The sequence below is a fragment of the Hydrogenivirga sp. 128-5-R1-1 genome (assembly GCF_000171895.1).
The window spans coordinates 1-1,505 of sequence record NZ_ABHJ01000337.1 but is presented as its reverse complement, the minus strand read 5'-3'; the positions used below and the strand labels follow the sequence as shown (position 1 = coordinate 1,505).

Annotated in this window: 3 protein-coding genes; all 3 read left to right on the top strand. The window is 32.1% G+C overall.

Annotated elements, in window-relative coordinates; all coding sequences use genetic code 11:
* On the top strand, positions 1 to 347 hold a 347-nt coding region (locus HG1285_RS01820), incomplete at its 5' end, for a response regulator (protein WP_008289292.1).
* A complete protein-coding gene (locus HG1285_RS01825; protein ID WP_008289291.1) occupies positions 348 to 743 on the top strand; it encodes a chemotaxis response regulator CheY in 396 nt (131 codons plus the stop codon).
* A 16-nt stretch (positions 744 to 759) separates the two neighbouring features.
* Positions 760 to 1,505 (top strand): flagellar switch protein FliG (locus HG1285_RS01830; RefSeq protein WP_008289290.1); only part of this gene is annotated, 746 nt, incomplete at its 3' end.

The window sequence follows — 1,505 nt, the reverse complement described above, 5'->3', positions numbered from 1 at the left end:
GTCATGAAGTAATAGAAGCTCAGAATGGAATGGAAGGGCTGGAAATATTAAGTAAACTTTTACAGGAAGCAAAAGAAGAGGGCATGGATATAACTGATAAAGTTCAATTAATAGTATCAGATATAGAAATGCCCGGTATGGATGGTTTAACATTTACAAAAAGAATTAAACAACATCCTGAATTTTCAAAAATTCCTGTTATAATAAATACTTCTTTGAGTGATAAAGCTACTGTGGACAAGGCTAAAATGGTTGAAGCTGATGCACATCTTGTGAAGTTTGATGCACCAGACCTGTTAAAGTTAGTTCATAAATACGCTGTAAAACCTAAACATAAGGAGGTATAAATGGCATTACCACCACCAGATACAAAATTTTTAGTAGTTGATGATATGGCAACAATGAGAAGAATAATAAAAACTCTATTAGACCAGCTTGGTTATAAAAATATAGATGAAGCAGAAGATGGAAAAGATGCGTTAAATAAATTGAAAGCTCAAAAGTATGATTTTGTTATTACAGACTGGAATATGCCAAATATGACAGGTCTTGAGCTTGTTCAGGAGATAAGGAAAGAGCCTGATTTAAAACATTTACCAGTTTTAATGGTAACAGCAGAAGCCAAGAAAGAGAATGTTATTGCAGCTATAAAGGCAGGGGTAAATAATTACGTTGTAAAACCATTTACAGCAGAAACGTTAAAAGAAAAAATAGAAAAGGTGTGGGATGCTGTTTCTAAATAATACCTAAGGAACTGTTATGCCGGATGAGAAAAATAAAAGTAAAAATAGGTTAACAGGAGCTGATAAGGCAGCCATACTTTTGTCATTATTACCTGAAGAAAAAACCGCGCAAATTTTTAAACATTTAAAAGAATCAGAAATAGAAAGATTAGTTAAGCATATTGTATCTATGAAACCTCCAGATAAAGAAACAACAAAAAAGGTCTTAAGTGAAGCTCTTGAAAAAATAAAGTCTATGGCACCTTTAAAAGTTGCCCCTTCCAATATAAGAAAAATTCTTGAGGAAATCTTACCTCCTGATAAAATTGAAAAACTATTTGGTGAAACATTAACTGTAGAAGAAGGAAAGGCTATATTTAGAGAACTGGAAAAGTTAGACCCAAAAATGATAGCTAACATTTTGCAGAATGAACATCCTCAAGTTATTGCACTGATTTTATCTCAGATGAACCCTCAAAAAGCTGCTGAAATTATTCAATATCTACCTAAAAGACTTGGTGTTACAAATGTTAGAGAAGAAGTTATAAAGCGAATAGCTACATTAGAAAAAATCTCATCACAAATGCTGAAAACAGTTGCAGAAAGTCTGGAAGAAGAACTCTTAACTATCAGTGCTGGAGAAGAAGAAACATTAAAAGGTTTAGATATAGCTGCAGAAATAGTTAATGCTTTACCTAAAGACTTACAAACTGAAATACTTGAAGATTTACAGAAAGAAGATGAAAAATTAGCAACAGAAATAGAAGACAGAATGTTTAAATT

Excerpts from the sequence above, each read along its gene's own strand:
- HG1285_RS01825 (WP_008289291.1), top strand. The coding sequence starts at position 348 with ATGGCATTACCACCACCAGATACAAAATTTTTAGTAGTTGATGATATG.